Source organism: Acidiluteibacter sp. (genome assembly GCF_055129545.1).
Genome location: NZ_JBSRUB010000014.1, coordinates 22,950 through 38,947 on the forward strand (window position 1 = coordinate 22,950; position 15,998 = coordinate 38,947).

The window sequence follows — 15,998 nt, forward strand, 5'->3', positions numbered from 1 at the left end:
AAATATGATCATATACAGTGTAACAGTAAGTTTAGAAAAAGGAATTCACGAAGATTGGTTGAGTTGGATGAAAGAAACCCACATTCCTGATGTGATGAAAACGGGTTACTTTACAGAGCATTTAATTACCCGAGTACTAACAACCGCAGAAGACGAAGAGGGAATCACCTACAACATTCAATATCATTGCCCAAGTATGATTGATTTAGATGAATACCAGAAAAATCATGCTCCTGCATTACAGAAGGACCATACTGAGCGTTACCAAAATAAATTTGTGGCTTTTAGAAGTCTACTAGAAAAAGTATAATTTGAAATTAGTAAGAGCCAAAAAGCACCTCGGTCAGCATTTTTTAACCGACGAAAGCATTGCAGAAAAAACTGTTGATGCCTTGACAATGACTGATCAATACAGCAAAGTAATTGAAGTAGGTCCTGGAATGGGTGTGCTCACTAAATACTTGGTTAAACGAAAAGATTTAGAAACCTACATCATTGATATTGACGGGGAATCTATCCAATTTTTATTGAAACATTTTGGAGAATTAGAAGACTCTAGAATAATCGAAGGTGATTTCTTAAAGTATGACTTGAGTCAAATTTTTGGGGAAGACAAATTCGCCATTGTAGGGAACTTCCCCTATAATATCTCTTCTCAAATCCTTTTTAAGGCATACGACAATCGCGATAAAGTAATTGAAGTTGTCGGAATGTTTCAGAAGGAAGTAGCAGAACGAATAGCAGCTCCTCCTGGTTCTAAAACCTATGGAATTCTTAGTGTGCTTTTGCAAGCTTATTATACCATCGACTATTTATTCACTGTAAATGAAGACGTATTTGATCCTCCACCGAAAGTTAAATCGGCAGTTATTCGATTGCAACGGAATGATGTAAAATCATTGGATGTAGATGAAAAAAGATTCAAATCCATTGTAAAGATTGCTTTTGGCCAACGCCGGAAAACATTAAGAAATTCATTGAAACAATTCATCAATGAGAAACCCGAGGTGAAAGACAACCCAATTTTTAATGAACGACCAGAACAGCTTTCTGTCGCACAGTTTATAGAGATTATCAAGATGTTGGACTAATAGCTTCAAAATTGCGTAGCGCACTGATCATTTTTATGTGCATTTTGCGTAGTGTACTGCACAAAATAGATGTACTTTATCTAATACTTATTTTAAGTTGACATTAAAATACATCCCTCCGACTGCTAATTCAGGCCTAAAGTTGTAAATTCGTCCTCAGCAAATTGATTCGCTCATGCAATTTGAATTAACAAAAGAATATTTAAACGCACTAAGAGAAAGCTTAGACACTGGATTAGAAACTCCGATTTTAAAAGAAATCAGCGAGCTTCACCCGGCGGATATTGCGGAAATTTTAGATGAGCTAACCATTGAACAAGCCTCACTTCTATACAAATACATCGGAAAAGAGAAGTCGGCGGACATTTTAATTGAGCTCGATGAGGATGTTCGTGAGCGCTATCTTGACTCCTTAGGTTCTAAAGAAATAGCAGAGACCTTCATTGAAAATATGGATTCTGATGATGCGGCCGATATAATGGCTGAATTATCGGATAAAGTAAAGCAAGAAGTAATTTCTCACATTCAAGATGAGGAACAAGCCAGCGATATCGTTGATTTGCTGAGTTATCCTGAAGATTCTGCCGGGGGATTAATGGCGAAAGAATTGATTCAGGTGAATGTGAATTGGAGCATGCTGAAGTGTGTGAAAGAAATGCGCAAGCAAGCCGAGGATATTGAAAATGTTTATTCCATTTATGTAGTTGACAACCAACAACGATTAATTGGAACGCTCTCTCTAAAGAAGTTACTCTTAGCGCCAACAGCAGCAAAAGTTGAAGATGTTTATTTCAAAGATGTATTGGCAGTAAAGGCTTACGAAAAGTCGGAAGAAGCGGCTAACATCATGGAAAAGTATGACTTGGTTGTACTTCCTGTAGTCGATGAATTGTATCGATTGATTGGTCGAATTACAATTGATGATGTAGTAGATGTTATCCGTGAAGAAGCCGACAAAGATTACCAAATGGCTTCTGGTTTGACACAAACTGCCGAATCAAGCGATCGAGTTTGGTCCCTTTCAAAAGCTCGGATTCCTTGGTTGGTTATTGGATTGATGGGAGGAGTTTTGGGTTCGCTAGTTATTGAAAACTACGAAGGTCAAATTCAAATTCATCCAGAAATGGCCATTTTTATTCCTCTAATTGCCGCTATGGGCGGAAATGCAGGAGTTCAATCATCAGCGATTGTAGTGCAAGGATTGGCCAACAAAACGATGGGATTTGATTCCATTTTCTCTCGGTTATTTAAAGAATTCTCAGTGGGACTCTTAAATGGAGTCTTGGTTTCTGCACTGATATTTATCTATAATTTATTGTTCTCCGACTCCTGGGCATTAAGCCTGACAGTGAGTATTTCATTGATCACAGCAGTGGTTTTTGCAACCTTATTGGGTACTGCAGTCCCATTGGTTTTAGATAAATACAAAGTAGATCCTGCACTCGCTACAGGGCCTTTTATCACCACATTAAATGACATTATCGGTTTGTTCATCTACTTTGGAGTCGGCCGTTTGTTGTATAATTATTTCTAGAATTATGTCACGAAAGGTAATTTTCATTGATTCGGTACATCCCATTTTAAAAGAACGGTTGGAAGAAATGGGCTACCAATGTGATTGGAAAGTGGATTTAAATCGTCTGGAGATTGAACAAATTATCGACCAATACGAAGGAGCAGTCATTAGAAGTAAATTCAAATTTGATTCTGAAATGCTTCACAAAAGCAGCCGACTCAAATGGATTGCTCGCTCAGGTGCAGGGATGGAAAACATTGATTTAGCCACTGCCAAATCTCTAAATATTCAATGTTTTAATTCTCCTGAAGGAAATAGAGACGCCGTGGCTGAACATTGCATTGGCATGTTGTTGAGTCTCTTCAATCACCTATCAAGAGGAGATCAGGAAGTGCGACAAGGACTGTGGTTGAGAGAAAAAAACCGCGGAATTGAGCTCAAAGGAAAAACCGTTGGATTGATTGGTTTCGGTTTTATGGGGCAAGCACTTGCTCAACGACTGCAAGGTTTTGGAGTCACCATACTCGCTCACGATAAATACAAAACAGGGTTTGGAAGTGATTTAGTAAAAGAAGCAACGTTGGCTGAACTTCAGGAAAAATCGGATGTCATCAGTATTCATTTACCATACACCGAAGAAACACAGTATTACATAGATGAACAATTTATTGCTGATTGTAAGAAACCATTTTACATCATCAATACTGCTAGAGGAAAATGCTTGGACACCTCAGCGTTGGTGAAAGGAATCAATGCTCAAAAAATTTTAGGAGCTTGTTTAGATGTCTCTGAATTTGAGAGCATTTCCTTTGAAAACCTCAACAAAGACGAGCTTCCTCAAGCTTTTCAGGATTTAATTGCTTCCGATAAAGTCATTCTTTCTCCTCATGTGGCTGGCTGGACAGTTGAATCTTATGAGAAATTGTCTAGTTTTTTGGCGGAGAAAATCTTGGCTAATTATTAATGGTGAATGGTTCACTTCACTTCGGCGGAGCTCTGTGTAAACTTTCGAGCTCAGTGTGACAAACTATCCAGAATAAATTGTTAATTCCATTTCTTATTTTAGTGGAATGAAAAATCTACTTCTACTCATCCTCTTTTCTCCACTCATCACTTTTAGTCAAAATAGCTTTAAAGGAACTATCGTCGATTCTCAGAAAAATCCGATTCAGTTTGCAAGCATCTCAATTAATCAAACTGCCAATGGAACGTATACCAATGAAAAAGGAATTTTTCACTTCGACAGTATAAAGCCAACAGACACATTAAAGATTAGTTGTATTGGGTATGAAAGTAGATCAATTGCAGTTAAAAACTTATCAGATACTATTTTTCTCAAAGACATCACAATTGAAATTGAAGAGGTGGTAATCAAAAGTGAGTATAGTAGAGAACTCATTGGTTGTTTAAGAAATAAAGACCGAGGAAGTGATGGTGGACTAAATGGCTTTATAAACGGAATTCAAATTAACAATATCCCCGCTTCATATCTGGAAAAGATTGAATTTTACATCAGAAAGTCCAAGGATTTAGCGCCTAACTTATTCTTTTTACACCTTTATAAGTTGGATTCAAATAATCTACAAACACCAATTCTCAGTCAAAGAATTAGTATTCCTACAAATGAAAAAGGGTGGGTTAAAATTGACCTCTCAAAGCAATTTATAAAAGTTAAAGATTCCATTTTTATCGCTTATGAAACAGTACCAAACCCTAAATACTTTAAAGATGTAAAAGTGGTTCCCATCGTTAACATGAATGAATATGATGCTGCCACGATAGGTTATGCTAAGATTAAAGATAAAGCGAATTCTAGAAATAGATCAGGTCGAGATGGCATTGGATGGTTTACTTGGCCAGATGAGTGGATTTCAGAGTATGGTAATTGGGTTCCAATGATTCGAGCAACTGTTAGATATTGAGAAGAAAATTATCAATGGTTCACTTCACTTCGGCAGAGCTCTGTGTATACTTCAGAACTCAGTGTGACAAATTATTAAATCCATTTCATATTTTAGTGAAATGAAAAACCTACTTCTAATCATCCTCTTTTCTCCGCTCATCGTTTATAGTCAAATCAGTCTTAAAGGAACTATCGTCGATTCCCAAAACAACCCTATTCAATTTGCCAGTATCTCCATTAATAAAACTGCCAATGGAACGTATACCAATGAAAAAGGAATTTTTCACTTCGAAAGTATACAACCAACAGACACTTTAAAGATTAGTTGCATTGGGTATGAGAGCAGAACACTTTGTGTGAAAGACATTCAAGAGCAAATTATCTTAACTAGTAATTCCGTTAATATTGATGAGGTAATTGTCAATCGGAAAAGGAAAAACAGAACATTTACGATTGGGTATTACAAAATGAGAACACTTTTTCCAAGCTTCCATTACAGTAATTATAAATCAAAAATAGCCACTTTCATCCCCTATCAATCGTCACCTGCAGTGATTGAAAAAATATTACTCCCCATTACAAATATTAATGATACTACTCAACTTAAAATTTACCTCTATGAAGCTTCTGAAGATGGAAGTCCTGGCAAAGAAATCTACTCCAAACTACTAATATCAAATGGGGTAAAAAACATAATAGACATTTCAGACCAAAAAATTAGAATGCCTTATGGAGGTGTATTTGTTGCAGTTGAATGGCTCACGGAACAAGTCATAAAAGATAAAAACGATTCTAAAGAAGTTGTTGGCTATAGCTTTAGAGTAAAAATGACAAAACCGATGGATACAAACTACACCTATGGGTATTGGGAAAATAAATGGCGACTAAAATGGAATCCTCCGAATGCACAATATAGCAACGTTAGGTTCGGATTGGTACTAAAACCACTATAATTGCTAATTAACAATTATTTAACCACAAACCTCGCCGTCTGTCTACTTTTCTGCTCCACATAAATTGTCTTGTCCTTCAACAGCTTCGATAGCGTTTCTTCATTGTAATGACGCACTGTTAGCAACAGCAACTCATCATTGTAATATACCTTATAGTCTGCTTTCAATTCTTCAATCAGGTTGTCAATCTTCATTTTCTGATTGTCTGCACAGATGGAAAAGCTAATCGCAGAATTTTGCATCAAGTTCACCGTTACTTTGTGTTTAGCAAAACAGCCAAAAATCTGACTTAAATTATCTTCCGCAATAAAAGAATAATCCCTTGGAGAGATAGAAATCAAGATCTGATTCGTCTTAAAAATAAACGAAGGAATCAAAGAGTCTTTTGCAGAATTCTCATTGATAATACTTCCTTCCTCATCAGGATTGACAAAAGATTTAACCAACAATGGAATTTTCTTATTCTGCAGCGGTTTTATTGTTTTCGGATGAATCACAGTTGCACCATAATACGCCAACTCCACTGCTTCGTGGTAGGAGATGTTATTCAACTTCTCCGTTTCATCAAACCATTTTGGATCAGCATTCAGCATACCAGGTACATCTTTCCAAATGGTTAAGGACTCTGCATCCACTAAATTGGCAAAAATTCCACCGGTATAATCCGAGCCTTCACGACCTAAAGTAGAGTTAAAGTTCTCAGAAGTAGAACCTACAAACCCTTGAGTAATCATTAATTTATTAGCTGAGTCTGAAAAATAAGGCTTCACATATCGATTGACATTTTCAGCAGTTACTTCCCAATCTACCTTCGCATTTCGGTAGGTATTATCTGTTCGAATAATGTCGCGAACATCTTGTAATTTATTTTTCAAGCCCACTTGTTTCAAATAAGCAGAAACAACGGTCGCTGACAACCACTCTCCCACTGCCACCATCTGATCGTATTCGAAATCGTACTCCCGCATTTGCTCTTCTTCCAACTGCCACTCTATCTCCACGAAAGTATTGTGCAATTCCTCAAAAATAGGATGAGAAGTGCCATCAAATAACTCCTTCAAAATGTCAAAATGAAAGCGTTTTACGACCGCTAATAACTCCAACGTGTTCGACTTCCCATGGAAATAAGCATCTAACAGATCTTCCAATGCATTTGTCGTTTTGCCCATTGCAGAAACCACTACAATTATTTGTTCTTCTTTGTAACGCTCTAAAATAGCTGCTACATTTTTAACTGCTGCTGCATCTTTTACCGAAGCTCCACCAAACTTAAATACCTTCATCTTAACCTAATTTCTTTGCGATTTCTTGTAATTGTTCTCTTCTAAACTTAGCATTGAACCATTCTCCATCTAGCTCTGCCGCATACTTTTTATAAAATCCAATAGCTGGCTCATTCCAATCCAACACTTGCCATTCCATTCGACCCACATTTAAATCAGCCGCTATTTTTATCAATTCTTCAAATAACATTTTCCCGGCACCTACTCCTCTTTCTTGCTCTGTTACAATCAAATCTTCTAGATAAATACACTTGCCTTTCCAAGTGGAATATTTCATATAATACAAAGCGATTCCGATGATTTTTCCGTCCTTTTCAGCGACCAGCAAATCATAAATGGCATTATTTCCAAAACCATCTGCCTCTAATTCTTCCAATGAAACCTCCACCTGATCGGCAGCCTTTTCATAAACTGCCAATTCATGAATCAGCGCCAAAGCTGCTTTGCAATCTTCCTTTTTCCCTTTTCGAATGGTAACTGACATCTCTTGTATTTTTGACAAAGGTAAATTTTAGGTCTTAAAATCCCTATTGAAATAGTATTGCCTTTTTAATTGCTTTCAAATTGCGATATTTGCGCGAAATAAAGCCACCAAACATGAGTACAGTTAAAACCCTGAGTGAATTTATCATAGAGCGTCAAGAAGATTTTCCATATGCAACTGGAGAATTGACTCGGTTGCTAAATGACATCGTTATTGCATCAAAAATCATCAACCGAGAAGTAAATAAAGCTGGGTTGGTAAATATTATTGGTGCTACCGAAAACGAAAACATCCAGGGAGAAACTCAGCAAAAACTAGATGTAATTGCCGATAATCTAATGATTTCAGCAATGCGATCTGGAGGTGAGGCTTGTGCCATTGCTTCTGAAGAAAATGACCATGCTGTATTTTTTGACAGCGTGCTTTCAAAAGGCGGGAATTATGTAGCAGCCTTCGATCCGTTGGATGGCTCTTCTAATATTGATGTAAATGTATCGATTGGTACCATCTTCTCTATTTTTAGAAGAAAAAGTAAAGTTGGCGAAAAGGCAAATCTAGAAGATTTCTTGCAAAAAGGATCGGAGCAAGTAGCTGCTGGTTACGTTGTTTATGGCTCTTCTACTATGTTGGTTTATACCACAGGAAATGGAGTAAATGGCTTTACTTTGGACCCATCAATCGGTGAATTTTGCCTTTCTCATCCAAAGATGAAAATCAAAGAAGATGGAAAAATTTATTCTATCAACGAGGGAAATTATCCATATTTCCCACAAGCTTTCCGCGACTATATAGAGTATTGTAAAGAAGACGACAAAGACACCAACCGCCCATTCTCAGCTAGATACATTGGTTCTATGGTGGCTGATTTTCATAGAAACTTAATCAAAGGTGGAATTTTTATCTATCCGGAAACGACCAAATCGCCAAATGGAAAATTGAGAATTTTATACGAATGTAACCCAATGGCTTTTATTATGGAGCAAGCTGGAGGTATCGCAACGACTGGAAAACAACGCATCATGGACGTGGAGTTAACTGAGTTGCATCAGCGAGTTCCTTGCATTATGGGTTCTAAGAATATGGTCGAGAAAATGCTGACCTTTTTGTAGGAATTCATAATTTAGGAGAATGATTTCTCCTACTAAAAAAACCACGACAGCTTTATTGATTGCGATTGCTGCTTTAGCAATTGCCGCTTATTTCAGTTCTTTTTCGAATGGGTTTACCCACTTCGATGACCAAGTTCAGATCACTGAAAATACTGACATTATCCAACTCAACTGGCAGAAGATAAAAACAATCTTCAGTTCTACCTATGTGGGAATGTATCAGCCTACATCCACTTTATTTTATGGATTGTTGGTGGGGTTTTTTGGAATGAATCCGGAAGTATTTCATGGATTCAGCTTTCTCCTTCATTTAATCAATGGTTGGATTCTCTTTTCCATCTTCAAGCAAATTAATGTAAAAGAGTCTGTAGCCGTTTTAATGACTGCGCTATTCGTTTTACATCCCATGCAAGTAGAATCTGTGAGTTGGGCTTCTGCTACTTCTACAGTCATTTTTACCTTTTTCTACCTATTAGCTTTTTGGAATTTCATTCAATATGGACGAAATAAATCCTTCTCCACAGGAACTTTTGTGCTGTTCGTTATTGCTTGTTTGAGTAAAGCCACAGCTGTAAGTTTCCCGGTGGTAATTTTCTTCTACCTCTTAATTTGGGAAAAAGAAAACTGGTTAAAAAGCATTAAAACCGTTTCTCCATATTTGTTAATCTCTTTAGTGATTGGAATCATCACCATAATCAGCAGAGAAAGCGCTGAACACTTAACCGACTTAAGTTTAAGCTATACCGCATTAGAAAGAGTCTTAATCTTCTTTTATACGTTAGTTTTTTATCCGATTCAGTATATTCTCCCACTCAACTTGTCGCCATTTTATTCATTCCCTTCTAAAATCAACGATAGTTTTCCAATCATCTATTACATCGCTCCTATTTTTACATTGCTATTTTCTGCATTGATTTACCGCTATCGCAAAAACGGATTCATATTATTTGGTGCTGCGTTTTACCTCATTACCATCGCTCCTGTTTTGCAGTTAATTCCAGTAGGAAGCCAAATAGTAACCGATAGATACATTTACCTCAGTGGAATTGGCTTATTACTCATTCTTATTCCAATTCTCTCAGCCATCAAATCACAGAAAGCGATACAAATCGGAACACTTGTCATTGCTATGGGATTGGCATTTTACACTTACAACAGAACGCAGGTTTGGGAAAGTGATGCGACCATTTGGGCGGATGTAATCGAAAAAGACGAAAATGTAGCTCAGGCATGGAACAACAAAGGAATCTTAGCAGAATCAATTGGAAACTTTGCGGATGCTGAACGTTTTTATTCTAGAGCCATCCAGCTGAATCCTCGTTACGCTGATCCTTATTCTAATCGTGGAAATGTATATGCGAAACAAGGAAAATCGCAAGAAGCGTTGAACGACTTTAATCAAGCGATCGCCTTAAAACCAAATCATGCAGATGCGCTATTCAATCGAGCAAATGAATTTATTAAAGTAGGTGATTACAATACTGCTTTGGAAGATTTAAATGCATCATTGGCCATACAACCAAAAGCGGATGCATTGACTAACCGAGCGCTGATTTATATTCAAACCCGTAAAATGGATTTGGCGATTACTGATTTAAATCAAGCCATTGCGATGAATCCAAGGAAAGCTCAAGCTTATTATTTAAGAGGAATCAGTAAATACCAAACGATTGACAGCAGAGCTGGTTGCGATGATTTTCAAATTGCAGCAAACCTTGGTGACGAAGCATCGAAGCAGGCATTGGAGCAATATTGTAGGTAAGGTTGAACATTATTCTTCAATTAAAGTTAACCTTCCAACCTGAATAGAATCCGTAATTTCGCAACATAGCGCAACTGAATGACAAAAGCAGAATTGAAAGAATTATACGTTTCAGCACCTAAAGTGCAGGAAGTAGTAGAACGATTAAAAAATAATCCACTATCACACATTGCCCTTAAAAAAGCAATTGGTTCACTGGCATCCTTCTATGCATACGGAATCGCAAAAAACTTCCCCATCAACCACCTTTTTATCTTAAGCGATAAAGAAGAAGCTGCTTATTTCTTGAATGATTTAGAAGAGTTAGTGGGCGAAGAAAAAGCAATATTTTTCCCTGGTTCTTATCGCAAAGCTTACAATTTAGAAAAAACAGACAATGCCAATATTCAGATGCGCGCGGAGGCATTGAATAAGATCAATAAAAAAAACGGTTCCTATTTAATAATCACCTACCCTGAAGCAATCACCGAAAAGGTAGTGACCAAAAAGAATTTGGAACAGAACACGCTTTTGATTCGTCGGAATGACAAATTAAGCATCGATTTCTTGATTGATATACTGAACAGTTACAGTTTCAATCGAGTTGATTTTGCTGCAGAACCTGGCGATTTTTCTATTCGAGGTGGAATTGTAGACATCTATTCCTTTTCGAATGAGAATCCGATTCGTATTGAACTTTTCGGAGACGAAGTTGACTCTATCCGTACCTTTGATCCCGGAACACAACTTTCCATTAGCCCGATGGAGTTTGTATCTATCCTGCCGAATGTACAGGAAAAACTACTGGAAGAAAGTCGGGAATCATTCTTAGAATTTTTACCGAAAAACACCATTCTTTGGTTTAAAGATTACCTACTGACCAAAGAGAAGATCAATAAAGAATTTGAAAATGCGTCCAATGTATACACCAACATTGATTCGCCAATTAAGCACTTACCTCCTTTTGAACTTTATACTTCTAAAGAAGAATTCATTGTAGAAAGCAAGAAATTCAACACCATTGAATTTGGAACAGCCGACTATTTTGACATTGATTTAACAGTAACAGTCAATGCAGATGCGCAACCAGCGTTCAATAAAAACTTTGATTTATTGAGTGAAAACCTTAACCGAAATACGGAGCGAGGAATAGAAAACATCATTTTGGCCTCTACCTCCAAACAGATTGAACGTCTCTATGCGATTTTCGAAGATATCGGTAAGGAAATTCACATGAAAACGATGTTGATGAGTGTGCAAGAAGGCTTCGTGGATAACGACCTTAAAATTGCTTGCTACACCGATCACCAGATTTTTAATCGTTACCACCGATTTAGACTAAAAGAAAGTTTTAGAAAGAAAGATCAAGCAATCACTCTAAAAGAGCTAAACAGCCTACAAACGGGCGACTACATCACGCACATCGACCATGGAGTAGGTCAGTTCTCCGGATTAGAAAAAATTGATGTAAATGGCAAAAAGCAAGAAGCCATTCGGATTTTATATAAAAGTGGAGATATTCTCTATGTTTCAATCCATTCGCTACACCGAATTTCAAAGTTCGTCGGGAAAGATGGAACTCCACCAAAAGTGGACAAATTAGGAGCTACTTCTTGGGCCAAACAAAAACAAAAAACAAAGAATAAAATTAAGGAAGTCGCTTTTGACTTGATTAAATTATATGCTGAACGTCGAACAAAAGAAGGGTTTCAATTTTCTCCAGATACTTATCTACAAGATGAATTAGAGGCTTCTTTTATTTACGAAGATACTCCAGATCAACTCAAAGCGACAAACGACATTAAAGCTGACATGGAATCGCCACAACCGATGGATCGATTGATTTGTGGAGATGTAGGATTTGGAAAAACGGAGGTCGCAATTAGAGCAGCTTTCAAAGCGGTTGCAGATAGCAAACAAGCTGCAATCCTTGTTCCCACCACTATTTTAGCTTGGCAACATTATAAAACATTCAAAAATAGATTGGAAGATTTTCCGTGTAAGGTGGATTACATCAATCGTTTTAAAACACCTAAGCAGCAAAAAGAAACACTTGAAAAATTAGCTTTAGGTGAAATCGATATCATAATCGGAACTCACCGTTTAGCAGGAAAAGACATTAAATTTCACAATCTTGGTTTATTAATTATTGACGAAGAGCAAAAATTTGGAGTGGGTGTAAAAGATAAATTGAAGACCATAAAAGCCAATGTAGACACTCTAACATTGACCGCAACTCCAATTCCCAGAACGCTTCAATTTTCGTTGATGGCCGCTCGGGATTTATCAGTGATTAATACGCCACCACCCAACCGTCAACCCATTTTAACGGAAGTACATTCTTTCAATGAAGAGTTGATTCGCGATGCCATTATGTATGAAGTAAAGCGGAATGGACAGGTATTTTTCATCAACAATCGAGTAGAGAACCTAAAAGAAATTGCAGGTATGATTACTAGATTATGTCCTGATGTAAAAGTACTCACAGCCCACGGTCAGTTGAAAGGGGACGACCTGGAAGACCGAATGATGAGCTTTATCGATGGGGATTACGACGTATTGGTCGCCACTACGATTATTGAATCTGGATTGGATATTCCAAACGCCAACACCATCATTATCAACAATGCCAATAATTTTGGATTGAGCGATTTGCACCAAATGCGTGGACGAGTAGGACGAAGTAATAAAAAGGCATTCTGCTATTTATTAGCTCCTCCGATTGTGGCGTTGAGCAATGACGCACGAAGAAGACTGCAAGCGTTAGAGCAATTCTCAGATTTGGGAAGTGGATTTCAAATCGCAATGAAGGATCTAGACATCCGTGGTGCAGGAAACTTATTGGGCGCCGAGCAAAGTGGATTTATTTCTGAGATTGGTTTTGAAATGTATAAGAAGATATTAGACGAAGCCATTCAAGAATTAAAAGAAAACGAATTCAAAGATTTGTACCACGATGAGAATGAATCAGAGTACGAATTTGTAAAAGACACCATCATTGAAACGGACTTTGAATTACTAATTCCGGATCAATACATTACCAATATTTCGGAGCGAATCAATTTGTATAAAGAATTGGACAGCATCGAAACAGAAGAAGCGCTAATCGCTTTCGAAAATCAGCTTTTGGATCGATTTGGAAAAGTACCGAAGCAAACCAAAGAATTGATTGAAACCATTCGACTAAGGTGGTTGGCGCAAGAAGTTGGATTTGAGAAATTGATCTTGAAACAAGGTAAGTTTATCGGATACTTTATCACCAATGAAGAGTCCCCATATTACCAATCGGCTGCATTTACTAGAGTGTTGAATTTCGTGCAAAAGAACCAAGGGACAGTTGCTTTGAGAGAAAAAAACAAACGCCTATCTTTAGTGTTCACTAATGTGAAGAGCATCCCTTCAGCTATAGCTGCTATTGAGAAATTATTAGTTGATAAGAAAGCAGCAGTAATTTCATAAGATTCAGAAATTAGCTGTTGCAACTAAAACTGAAAATAATGAAAAACCCGAAACTGTTAGCCGTATTAAATGCCATTTCTTTAATCACTGCACTCGTTGTGAATTATTTGGTAACCGCCAAACAGATATTCGGTGTTTCCATGAAGGATCAATCGGATAAATATGCCAATTTATTTACCCCAGCTTCATATGCCTTCTCCATCTGGGGATTCATATATTTGTTCTTAATCGCCTTTGTGATTTATCAATTTTATCAAATCGCCACTAAGAAATACGACGATTCAATCACTCAAATAGGACCTTGGTTTGCCATCGCCAACTTTGGAAATGCTTTATGGGTTGTTGCATTTATGAACGATTTGCTTTGGGAGTCAATGGCCATAATGATCGTTATTTTATACAGTCTTATCCGAACTACCTTAAAAACCAATATGGAACGCTGGCATGCTCCTGCCAAAACAATTGCTTTGGTTTGGTGGCCAATCAGTTTTTATTTCGGTTGGATTACCGTCGCTACTATTGCAAACGCTTCAGCATTGATGGTATCTTTAGAATACGATGGAGCACCTTTGACTCCACAATCTTGGACCATCTTGTTAATGGTAGTGGCAACAGCCATCTATTTAATAATGATTTGGAAAAGAAGTATGCGTGAGTTTTCACTTGTGGGTGTTTGGGCATTGATCGCAATAGCGGTCAAGAATTGGGAAGGCCAACCAACTATTGCTTACATCGCCATTGGATTAGCCCTAGTTATTTTTATCAATTCAGGAATTCATGGGTTTCAAAATAGAAAGACTTTACCGTTTTTTAAGTAATTGGCTATGATTATCAAGAATCGAATGTGGAGATTACATTAAACTTCGCCTTTTCATAAAATGATGTCACCCCTATGGGGCTTAATGTTTCAATGCTTATTCTGTTCTATTAAAATTTCACTCCTATGGAGCTGAAGAAAATCTATTGATTTATCGATAGAAACAATCACATCAATTAGACTAAAAAATATGGCCTTGTAGGGGACAAATCTTAGTAAAAAAAAGTCGACTTGATTTTAGCCCCACCGGGGTGACATTTTAAAAATCTATCATTTCTTTAGAATTAGACTCTACTGTCGAATCGCTTCTACTGGGTCCATTCTAGAGGCACCCCAAGCCGGAATAAATCCTGAGATTAGTCCGATAATCACTGATATAGAAATTCCAAGAACAATATTATCCATTGTCAAAAAGACCTCAAAATCTAATCCGTAAGTTAAAATTAATGTTCCAATAAAGATAATGAGTAATCCGACCAATCCGCCCACTAAACACAAGAAAATAGACTCAAACAAAAACTGAAAAAGGATGAAATAATTCTTCGCTCCTAAGGCCTTTTGAATTCCGATTATGTTTGTTCGTTCTTTTACTGAGACAAACATGATATTGGCAATACTAAACCCTCCAACAATGATGGAGAAAATTCCGATAATACTGCCAGCAACGTTCACAATACTGAACAAACCATCGAACCCTTTGGACAGCATATCCAATTCATTCAGTGCAAAATTATCTTTCTCTTTTGGTTTCAGCTTTCGAATAGAGCGCATGATCCCAGTTAATTCATCCATCAAGTCGGCATTGGAAACATGTTCTTTCGCCTTCACACTAATGGTCAAATTCATCGATTCACTTTGCTCATTGAACAACGTTCGCGCAAAGTTCATTGGAATAATAATTTGGTCGTCATTGGATTTACCTAGCATACTCTCGCCCTCCTTCTCCATCATCCCGATTACGGTTAGGTTTCTACCCATAAACTTTAATTGCCTCCCTAAAGGCTCCAACCCACCGAATAACTTTTCTCCCACTGCTGCACCAATGACAACAACAGGCGAACCGCTATTCGTTTCCACTTCAGTAAAATATCGTCCTTCTTCTACATTGACTTCTGCCACTTGATTGTATTCATAAGAGACACCCATGAAACTAACATTTTCTAAACTGTTACTTTTGTATTTTATAGTTCGCGAACCTCTAATATACATGGAGACGGCTTCGGCTCCCATGGACAATTTCTTAACCTCACGAAATTCACTTGTTTTTGGTTGTGGTCGTTGGATGTATTCCCACCACGGCTGATCGGGGTCAAAACTCCATGGCCACTTTTGCACATAAACGACGTTGTCTCCCAATGAAGCAATACTATCTTTGATTCCTTTCTCAAGCGCATCTACCATGGTATACACCGAGATAATGGCAAAAATTCCAATCGTAATTCCTAACAAGGATAAAAAAGTACGCAACTTATTTACAATTAACGCATTAATCGCAAACGAGAAACTTTCTTTTAATAATTTTAGAATCAGCATAAGGTGGTTTTGAAAAAGTAAAATTAACCTTCTTTTTAAGCTTTCAGTTACCGCTCATCAAATCGTAGTTTTAAACAAAAAAGACATCTTATCAACACCCTAGTATTTA

General features: G+C 37.3%; 13 protein-coding genes. 10 read left to right on the forward strand and 3 right to left on the reverse strand.

The window, feature by feature from the left end:
- The first annotated feature begins 4 nt into the window (after positions 1-4).
- From ACTB0X_RS09005 to ACTB0X_RS09030, 6 genes are all read left to right on the forward strand, one after another.
- Positions 5-310 carry a DUF4286 family protein gene (locus tag ACTB0X_RS09005; protein ID WP_463024678.1) on the forward strand — a complete coding sequence of 102 codons (306 nt, stop codon included), beginning with the start codon at positions 5-7 and terminating at the stop codon, positions 308-310.
- Between the two features lies 1 nt (position 311).
- Positions 312-1,091: a 16S rRNA (adenine(1518)-N(6)/adenine(1519)-N(6))-dimethyltransferase RsmA gene (rsmA, locus tag ACTB0X_RS09010; RefSeq protein WP_463024679.1), complete on the forward strand. Its 780-nt coding sequence runs from the start codon at positions 312-314 to the stop codon at positions 1,089-1,091.
- Between the two features lie 175 nt (positions 1,092-1,266).
- On the forward strand, positions 1,267-2,625 hold the full coding sequence (mgtE, locus tag ACTB0X_RS09015) for a magnesium transporter (protein WP_463024680.1): 1,359 nt from the start codon (positions 1,267-1,269) through the stop codon (positions 2,623-2,625).
- A 4-nt stretch (positions 2,626-2,629) separates the two neighbouring features.
- The gene (locus ACTB0X_RS09020; RefSeq protein WP_463024681.1) at positions 2,630-3,571 is read left to right on the forward strand and encodes an NAD(P)-dependent oxidoreductase; all 942 of its coding nucleotides are present in this window, start codon (positions 2,630-2,632) and stop codon (positions 3,569-3,571) included.
- A gap of 106 nt (positions 3,572-3,677) precedes the next feature.
- A complete protein-coding gene (locus ACTB0X_RS09025; protein ID WP_463024682.1) occupies positions 3,678-4,529 on the forward strand; it encodes a carboxypeptidase-like regulatory domain-containing protein in 852 nt (283 codons plus the stop codon).
- Positions 4,530-4,629: 100 nt separating this feature from the next.
- On the forward strand, positions 4,630-5,463 hold the full coding sequence (locus tag ACTB0X_RS09030) for a carboxypeptidase-like regulatory domain-containing protein (RefSeq protein WP_463024683.1): 834 nt from the start codon (positions 4,630-4,632) through the stop codon (positions 5,461-5,463).
- A gap of 14 nt (positions 5,464-5,477) precedes the next feature.
- Here ACTB0X_RS09030 and ACTB0X_RS09035 read toward each other — a convergent pair whose 3' ends face one another.
- Both ACTB0X_RS09035 and ACTB0X_RS09040 read right to left on the reverse strand, forming a co-directional pair.
- Entirely contained in the window at positions 5,478-6,746 is a 1,269-nt protein-coding gene (locus ACTB0X_RS09035) for an aspartate kinase (protein ID WP_463024684.1), read from the reverse strand.
- 1 nt (position 6,747) lies between these two features.
- Positions 6,748-7,230 carry an N-acetyltransferase family protein gene (locus ACTB0X_RS09040; RefSeq protein ID WP_463024685.1) on the reverse strand — a complete coding sequence of 161 codons (483 nt, stop codon included), beginning with the start codon at positions 7,228-7,230 and terminating at the stop codon, positions 6,748-6,750.
- A 113-nt stretch (positions 7,231-7,343) separates the two neighbouring features.
- Between ACTB0X_RS09040 and fbp the strand changes: the two genes are divergently transcribed.
- From fbp to ACTB0X_RS09060, 4 genes are all read left to right on the forward strand, one after another.
- Entirely contained in the window at positions 7,344-8,339 is a 996-nt protein-coding gene (fbp, locus tag ACTB0X_RS09045) for a class 1 fructose-bisphosphatase (RefSeq protein ID WP_463024686.1), read from the forward strand.
- A 19-nt stretch (positions 8,340-8,358) separates the two neighbouring features.
- Positions 8,359-10,101, forward strand: coding sequence for a tetratricopeptide repeat protein (locus ACTB0X_RS09050; protein ID WP_463024687.1), 1,743 nt, complete (start codon positions 8,359-8,361; stop codon positions 10,099-10,101).
- 78 nt (positions 10,102-10,179) lie between these two features.
- Positions 10,180-13,539 carry a transcription-repair coupling factor gene (mfd, locus tag ACTB0X_RS09055; RefSeq protein ID WP_463024688.1) on the forward strand — a complete coding sequence of 1,120 codons (3,360 nt, stop codon included), beginning with the start codon at positions 10,180-10,182 and terminating at the stop codon, positions 13,537-13,539.
- Positions 13,540-13,577: 38 nt separating this feature from the next.
- The gene (locus ACTB0X_RS09060) at positions 13,578-14,357 is read left to right on the forward strand and encodes a tryptophan-rich sensory protein (RefSeq protein WP_463024689.1); all 780 of its coding nucleotides are present in this window, start codon (positions 13,578-13,580) and stop codon (positions 14,355-14,357) included.
- A 290-nt stretch (positions 14,358-14,647) separates the two neighbouring features.
- Here ACTB0X_RS09060 and ACTB0X_RS09065 read toward each other — a convergent pair whose 3' ends face one another.
- Positions 14,648-15,889 (reverse strand): ABC transporter permease, encoded by a 1,242-nt coding sequence (locus ACTB0X_RS09065; RefSeq protein ID WP_463024690.1) that lies wholly within the window; start codon positions 15,887-15,889, stop codon positions 14,648-14,650.
- Positions 15,890-15,998: the final 109 nt, after the last annotated feature.